Origin of the sequence: Allocoleopsis sp. (genome assembly GCF_036703385.1) — a bacterium.
Lineage (GTDB): Bacteria > Cyanobacteriota > Cyanobacteriia > Cyanobacteriales > Coleofasciculaceae > Allocoleopsis.
This window is the reverse complement of sequence record NZ_DATNPA010000528.1, coordinates 1-6,452: the sequence shown is the minus strand read 5'-3', so window position 1 is coordinate 6,452 and position 6,452 is coordinate 1. Positions and strand designations below refer to the sequence as shown.

Annotated in this window: 8 protein-coding genes and 1 pseudogene; 4 read left to right on the top strand and 5 right to left on the bottom strand. The window is 47.6% G+C overall.

The features are described 5' to 3' along the window. Nucleotides 1-432 (top strand): annotated as a pseudogene (locus V6C93_RS25720) (hypothetical protein); the annotation flags it as partial. 22 nt (nucleotides 433-454) lie between these two features. Further along, nucleotides 455-997 carry a Uma2 family endonuclease gene (locus V6C93_RS25715; protein ID WP_333479515.1) on the top strand — a complete coding sequence of 181 codons (543 nt, stop codon included), beginning with the start codon at nucleotides 455-457 and terminating at the stop codon, nucleotides 995-997. Here V6C93_RS25715 and V6C93_RS25710 read toward each other — a convergent pair. Together V6C93_RS25710 and V6C93_RS25705 are read right to left on the bottom strand one after the other, a co-directional pair. After that, complete coding sequence (locus V6C93_RS25710; RefSeq protein WP_333479514.1) at nucleotides 987-1,217, bottom strand: hypothetical protein; 231 nt, start codon at nucleotides 1,215-1,217, stop codon at nucleotides 987-989. The genes V6C93_RS25715 and V6C93_RS25710 overlap by 11 nt on opposite strands. Next, the gene (locus V6C93_RS25705; RefSeq protein ID WP_333479513.1) at nucleotides 1,189-1,935 is read right to left on the bottom strand and encodes a D-Ala-D-Ala carboxypeptidase family metallohydrolase; all 747 of its coding nucleotides are present in this window, start codon (nucleotides 1,933-1,935) and stop codon (nucleotides 1,189-1,191) included. Before V6C93_RS25705 ends, V6C93_RS25710 begins: the two co-directional genes overlap by 29 nt. A gap of 900 nt (nucleotides 1,936-2,835) precedes the next feature. On the opposite strand from V6C93_RS25705, the gene V6C93_RS25700 reads away from it, so the two are divergent. Beyond that, the gene (locus V6C93_RS25700; RefSeq protein ID WP_333479512.1) at nucleotides 2,836-4,131 is read left to right on the top strand and encodes a DUF4231 domain-containing protein; all 1,296 of its coding nucleotides are present in this window, start codon (nucleotides 2,836-2,838) and stop codon (nucleotides 4,129-4,131) included. A 102-nt stretch (nucleotides 4,132-4,233) separates the two neighbouring features. On the opposite strand, the gene V6C93_RS25695 is transcribed toward V6C93_RS25700, so the two are convergent. After that, nucleotides 4,234-4,401, bottom strand: a complete 168-nt coding sequence (locus V6C93_RS25695) for a hypothetical protein (RefSeq protein WP_333479511.1) — start codon at nucleotides 4,399-4,401, stop codon at nucleotides 4,234-4,236. Between the two features lie 201 nt (nucleotides 4,402-4,602). Here V6C93_RS25695 and V6C93_RS25690 point away from each other — a divergent pair, with 201 nt between their 5' ends. Continuing rightward, entirely contained in the window at nucleotides 4,603-5,391 is a 789-nt protein-coding gene (locus V6C93_RS25690; protein ID WP_333479510.1) for a hypothetical protein, read from the top strand. 19 nt (nucleotides 5,392-5,410) lie between these two features. Here the strand turns inward: V6C93_RS25690 and V6C93_RS25685 are convergent, their stop codons facing one another. Both V6C93_RS25685 and V6C93_RS25680 read right to left on the bottom strand, forming a co-directional pair. Next, nucleotides 5,411-5,821: an ester cyclase gene (locus V6C93_RS25685; protein WP_333479509.1), complete on the bottom strand. Its 411-nt coding sequence runs from the start codon at nucleotides 5,819-5,821 to the stop codon at nucleotides 5,411-5,413. Between the two features lie 153 nt (nucleotides 5,822-5,974). Next, nucleotides 5,975-6,452, bottom strand: a 478-nt coding sequence (locus V6C93_RS25680) for a rhodanese-like domain-containing protein (protein WP_333479508.1), incomplete at its 5' end; no start/stop codon positions are given.

Genomic DNA, 6,452 nt, shown 5'->3' with positions numbered 1-6,452 from the left:
TTGAAAAATGCAATTATTAATTCAGTCTTGCCAAATGCGCCAGATGAAAGCTTACAGCTAATTTTCTTAAACTTTATTGATAATTTTATACCTTGCCATCTAATAATGATGGATTTTATTGATAACCCAAGAGAATGGTGTAGAAAAAACAATATAAGAATCAGTGAGCTAATGAATAGATTTAGATATAATGATATCGGTCAATATATGAATCATTTGGATTTCTTGGAAGAAATATTCCCAGGAATAAAGAATAATAGCTATATTTATGAACAAGCACTGGAAGACATAACTGCTAAGGGACTACTGATGAGTAGTGATAGTGGTCAAAAAGTTTCTGGAGTAGGAATCCATATTCTTGATTTACATAAAAGCGCTGTCTCTTTGAGTAATACAGGAAAACAATTTATTGACTTTATTGTAAAAAAATGAGATTAACAACCGCCAAACAGCCATGACGCCTGCATCGGTTAAACCCCTCACCTTTGAAGAATTTCTCAAGCTTCCTGATATCGAGGAATCTCCGGCATGGGAGTACATTAATGGGAATGCGATGAGGCACTCTATCTTACAAAAGCGACTACTGGCTGTGATTGATAGCAGCACGGAGGGCTATACCGCACTTCCTGAACTTCGTTGTACCTTTGGGGGACGTTCTGTTGTACCTGATGTTGCAGTGGTGGCATGGAATCGCATTCAGTTAAATGAGGAAGGAGAGCCAGAAGACAATTTTGTCGAACCCCCAGATTGGACAATTGAGATTATCTCACCCGAACACAAGGCTAACCGGGTGATTGACAACATCCTGCATTCTCTGCGACATGGCTGTCAGTTAGGGTGGCTCATCGATCCGGACGATCGCTCTATCCTTACATTTAGACCCAAGCAAGAACCAGAAGTATATAGAGGGAGCGATCGCTTGCAAGTTCTTGAAGGAATCAAGTTAGAGTTAACGGCAGAGCAGGTTTTTGGGTGGTTGAAGATTGCTAAAAGTTGATTGCCCAATCAATCCAGCCCTCATCTACAGATTTAAAGATGGGGCGGCACGGCTCACCACAATCTTTTGGAATAGCCACGCGCGTTCTAGGTTTTAAGGCTTCCGACCGAGAATTAGGCGATCGCGAAGCGAGCAAAGCGTTTCGCAGATCGCGTCCTTCACTCTGATTAGAGGATGCTGCCAGCAATCCCTTAAAACCCATAACTCCAACGGGCAGCATAACCTCGACAGTCTAAATGGGTGAAACAGGAAGCCGAGGCAATGCCTCCGCGACTTCCCCACCACGACTCCAATCGACGATGGGTTTCCTTGGGGTGTATCCCGCTGACGACGAAATCAACCGCATCCCCAGACAAGTGGCGCGATTTTGTTGCTCCTCCAGCCGCTCTATTGCTTGCAGGGTCACGGTACCAGGAATTGATCGTAATGGATTTGCCGCCCATATAGTCCCGGACTTCCTCCATCGCCTCAGCCACCTTGAGAATTCCGTCTACGACTCCCACGGATGCAGGAATCCGGGTTCCGTTCTTGGTTGCTTCTGCCCAACTAAAGTGTCCGCCTTTAAGGATGGGTTCACCTAAGTACACGACCTCTAACTTGGGAATAGTAATGGGTCTGCCCCGATCCGGTGCGCTAATTTTCGTTTCGGGTGGCACCGGCATGTCTTGTGGCCTGTTACTTGGGCTGTCCTCATCTACAGGCTCATGCAGATCGAGTAGGATTTTGGCGGTAGACTCGCCCAACAGGCCGGGATAACCCAAATGAAAGTCTTGCTTAAACTGGTCAAACGCCTGTTTGGTTTGCTCAAATGTGAGCTTTCCAGGCTGGAGGAATTTGCCTTTGACCAGTAGAGTCTGTATCTCCTGCGCCAGTTCTCTGTCGTTAATGCGCTCAATCTCGATTGTGCCCGTAAATCCAGTGAGTTTGGGGAATTGCATACTCTTCAAATTTGGTAGGTGACCACGGTAAGACTTTAAACGAGGAGAGATATCCTTCAAGGATCACTCTCTTCTTTCCAATCTAATCGGTAAAATTAAGGCTGACTGATGTCGCGATCAGTCAAGCTCAGGAAAGTGTGACCCTTGGGTTCATTGAAATAGTGTTACAACTCTTTTTTGACCTTTGAGGAAAAAAAGTGTCAAGGGGCGATCGCAAATCTCAAAATATTTTCCACCAAGAAAAACCTCTGCTTGTTCCCGGATTTTTTCCCAGGAAACGCTTCGCGTCAACGGTGATTTTGTTGACAATCACTCTCCCACCGGGATTTCGGCCGCTACGGAGTACGGTATATCAAGGATTTTCAGCAATTTGGCACCATTCGTCAATGCCGCTAGAATTGCAACGAAATATTAATTATTTTCCTCAATGAAAAACTATGACACAATATCTCTAGTGATAGTTTTACCAACCCCCTAAAGGTAGATATTCAGATTTAGCTTTTGCCGTGGCAGAGGGGGCAAAAGGGTGCAGGGGAGAAAGCGGGGATTTTTATTGTTCGCTGGAACCATTTTTACAGGGTCGGTTGGTTTGGAGTCTCCCCAGGTCGCCAGTATCACTAGAAGGACGGCTGGTTTAAAACTGTACAAAGAGACCTAATTGTGATATTTCAAACTTCTAGATTGTGCCTCTATTAAATTTTTATCGGGCAATCGCCTGATTCTTGTATAAGTAAACGTGGGTTCACCCAGAAGATAGGTAGTAGAGTTCATTGGGGTAGAAATCTCTTCCAACACATATTTCATTTTATTTGTCAATGCTTACGTTGTAGTTCCATCTCTTGTGCAGCTATTTGTTCGTGTTAGTCCGCATTGTATTCAAATAAAAAACTTTTGGGTGATATGGCGAAAGAGTCTTATAAGCAATTCCTCAAGCGCAACCTATCGGGCATGATAGATCGCCTCGACCTGGACGAGTTTCGCAAGGATGCTCTGAAATCTCGATGGCTGGATCAACTGCTGTGGCTAGAGAGTAGCGCCGCTAAGGCGAAGACACGATTTTACACCCTCAGGCTGATCACCATTGTTGGCGGGGTCATCACTCCTGCGCTTGTCTCACTCAATCATGGTCAGCCCAAGATCCGGGAGGTGTTTACCTGGACGGCTTTCGGAATGGCTCAAGCCGTTGCCATCTCCGCCGCTGTCGAGGAGCTTTTTGGTTTTAATGTTCGTTACCGCACCTTCAGAAACACGGCTGAGGGGCTGAAGGTAGAAGGGTGGCAGTATTTCCAGCTCACCGGACACTATGACCGCTACCGCTCTCACTCTACCGCCTACGTAGAGTTTGCAGGTCGCGTAGAAGGGCTGATTCAGCAAGATATTGAGGGATATCTCGCTCAGGTACAGCAAGCCGATGAAGCGTCCCGGCAAGCTAGGGAGCAAGCCAGAGAAATGGCGGCTACAACGACTGCCATTACCGCAGAACGACTTAATCAAATTTTGGAGGAGAGGGAGAAACAAAGACAATACACACCACCTCCAGCACCACAAGAATCGCCCTCAGACTTTCAAGCCGCTGCAACGCCAGAAGCGGCAGTCGTCTCCACAACGACTGCGGTGTCTGTGATCAATGGCAATGGCAATGGTCAGTCCCAAGGAGACCTCACCATTTGGGAAAACGTGATCGAATTACCTGCGGACACCAAGCCACAACCCAAGCCACAGCCTCAAAATGGGTCTACTAACGGGAACCCGACGGGGCGAAAAATGAACGCGGCTGGAATGAGAATCCTGAAGGAGTGTGAGGGTCTCTATCTCAATGCCTATAAGTGTCCAGCAGGAGTGTGGACGATTGGCTACGGTTGCACCAAGGGAATCCGCCCTGGAATGACCATTACTGAAGCCGAGGCGGAAGAGATGCTGAGGAAAGAACTTACTGAGTTTGAGAAGGGAGTCGAGCGAGTGCTGAGCCACATCCCCCTGAATGAAAATCAGTTCAGCGCGTTGGTTAGCTTGACTTACAATTGCGGGATGGAACCGATCACAGAAGGAATGACCATTCGGCGCAAGCTAGAAGCTAGAGATTATCGGGGTGCGGCTGAGGGATTTCTCTTGTGGAACAAGGGAGGAGGGCGCGTGCTGCCAGGGTTGGTGAAGCGCCGGGAGATGGAAAGAAAGCTGTTTCTAAGTGAGGTTTAATAATGGAACAAGATTATTCAGAGCGCTATTCGGAACCCTATTCAGACTCTTATAGAGCTCCCCGCTCAGAGACTGAGGTGCTAATTGACCGACTGGACAAGCTTACCATGACTCTGGAGAAGCAGCACGAAAGCCATGATCGGCTGATGAGCCTGCTTGAGCGACAGATGACTGTAATTGAGCGGTTGTTGCTTCGGTAGTGGCTTGTTTGTCGCGCTCCATTCTTCTAGAGGATACCAGACAGGCTATATCTATATCTAAGGTGGGCATTGCTCACCTTTGTTCTTACTTTCTTATTCCGAACCCGTGATACCAAATCCGGATGAAATACCCTCTAATACGGTAATTAATCGGACAGGATATCAGCCTCTAACTTTCAGATCAGCCAATCACTGTCAGTGGATAGAGGATATAAAGTTTTTGCTCTTTTACAGTAAAGTGAATCACCTCTGTAGAAGTCAAGAAAGACCTATGGCAGTACAAGGTAAAGAACGTTCAGGCACCGACCCCATGCGTGAAGCAATGGCAACAGCCAATCAAGTGGCTACTTCTGCGCGTCAATTAGCTACTGCGGTAGCGCAAATTGCAGCTGACAACGTTGCCAATACAACGGCTGCTGTAGGCAAGACGGTTGTACCTGCGGCTCAACAATTCCTAGAACAGGGAACGGAAACGGTAGGAAAAATCGTTACTCCCATCGCGGAAAATCCCCTGGTTAAATATGCTTCTAAAGTTCCAGGCATCAACGTACTCATGGCTGCACTCGGTCAGGTTGATGTAGAGAAGGCTCAGGCTGAGGTAGACAAGCTGCGGCAGGACTATCCTCTGGAATCACCTGCTGAGATTGCTCACCGAATTATTGTTGATGCGGCGTTGAAGGGTGGGGGCATTGGATTACTGACTAACTTTGTCCCTCCTTTGGCGCTTACTCTATTTGGGGTTGAACTCGCGGCGGTTACAGCACTCCAAGCTGAGATGGTCTATCGTATTGCCGCCGCCTACGGATTTTCGCTGAAAGATCCAGCGCGACGGGGTGAAGTTCTCGCTATTTTTGGGTTATCGGTGGGAGGCTCAGGAGTCCTCAAAGGTGGACTGAGCTTTGTGGAACTCCTGCCTATCATTGGTGCTGGGGTTGGAGCATCGAGCAATGCTGCTCTGCTTTACTCACTCGGACACGTTGCCTGCCAATTTTATGAGGCTAAGAAAAGTTCTACGAGAGCAGTAGAAGTGAGCGTCGTTGGGAATGGGGCTAACTCCTAGCTATGAGCGGGAGAGGATGTCATTTCAGTGGAATCCCGAGTTGTTCAAACCATGTAGCCTTATCCCAGTAGCCCCGTTGAAAACGAATCTTCTCTTCTATGATCTGAAAAAAGCCACAACCCCGTAAAGTGAAACTCTTCCCTGAGGGGGGAATTCCAGCGAATTCACCCAGAAAGGTTCCTCCACCTGACCACTCAATGATCGCCCACTCTCCGTCTTCAAACAGATTTTCGATGTGAGTGTAGTTATCGGGAAAAGCCTGGAAGAACTGGACAAAATCCTGATATATTGCCTGTCTTCCGTAAACGGGGCTATCAGCGGCTACCTGAATGTTAGTTGCATCATTGTGATAGAGTGCAGCAGCGGCCTCGGCATCGCGAGTGTTGAGTGCATTGACCCAAATTTGAAGGACTTCTTTCGGTGTTTTCATAAGTGATATGATGTCCGCCTAATTACCCTTAATAAAAATCTCTCCGCGTCACCGTGTCCCCGCGTCCCCGCATCATTCCTCACTAAGGGTGTTTAACCGGACATGATATGAGGTCTCGGAGAAGTTCAGGAAGTCGTGTAGGATGGGCATGGCCTATCCAGCGGGGTTCAATCTTTCAATTTGTCGTTGCCTCGCTTGCTGTCGTGCGAGTTTTTCCTCGGTGAGGCGCTCAAAGCAGTAGGGACAGGAAATGCCCTCTTGATAATGAGGTGAGATTTTATCATCTTCAGCGATCGGATGCCCACAGCTGCGGCACATTTCATGAGTTCCGGCTTCCAACCCATGCTCTACAGCGACTCGTTGATCGAAGACGAAACATTCTCCTTGCCACAAGCTTTCTTCGGGTGGAACTTCTTCTAAATATTTGAGAATGCCACCTTGGAGATGATAAACCTCTTGGAAGCCTTGAGCCATCATTAATGATGTCGCTTTTTCGCAGCGAATGCCGCCGGTGCAGAACATTGCCACCTTTTTATGCTTGGTGGGGTCAAGGTGGGTGCGAACATAGTCGGGAAATTGGCGGAATGAAGCCGTTTTGGGATTTTGCGCTCCTTGGAAGGTGCCAATACTC

Excerpts from the sequence above, each read along its gene's own strand:
- V6C93_RS25690 (WP_333479510.1), top strand. The coding sequence starts at position 4,603 with ATGGCAGTACAAGGTAAAGAACGTTCAGGCACCGACCCCATGCGTGAA.
- V6C93_RS25705 (WP_333479513.1), bottom strand. The coding sequence starts at position 1,935 with ATGCAATTCCCCAAACTCACTGGATTTACGGGCACAATCGAGATTGAG.
- V6C93_RS25700 (WP_333479512.1), top strand. The coding sequence starts at position 2,836 with ATGGCGAAAGAGTCTTATAAGCAATTCCTCAAGCGCAACCTATCGGGC.
- V6C93_RS25685 (WP_333479509.1), bottom strand. The coding sequence starts at position 5,821 with ATGAAAACACCGAAAGAAGTCCTTCAAATTTGGGTCAATGCACTCAAC.
- V6C93_RS25695 (WP_333479511.1), bottom strand. The coding sequence starts at position 4,401 with ATGCCCACCTTAGATATAGATATAGCCTGTCTGGTATCCTCTAGAAGA.
- V6C93_RS25710 (WP_333479514.1), bottom strand. The coding sequence starts at position 1,217 with ATGCTGCCCGTTGGAGTTATGGGTTTTAAGGGATTGCTGGCAGCATCC.
- V6C93_RS25715 (WP_333479515.1), top strand. The coding sequence starts at position 455 with ATGACGCCTGCATCGGTTAAACCCCTCACCTTTGAAGAATTTCTCAAG.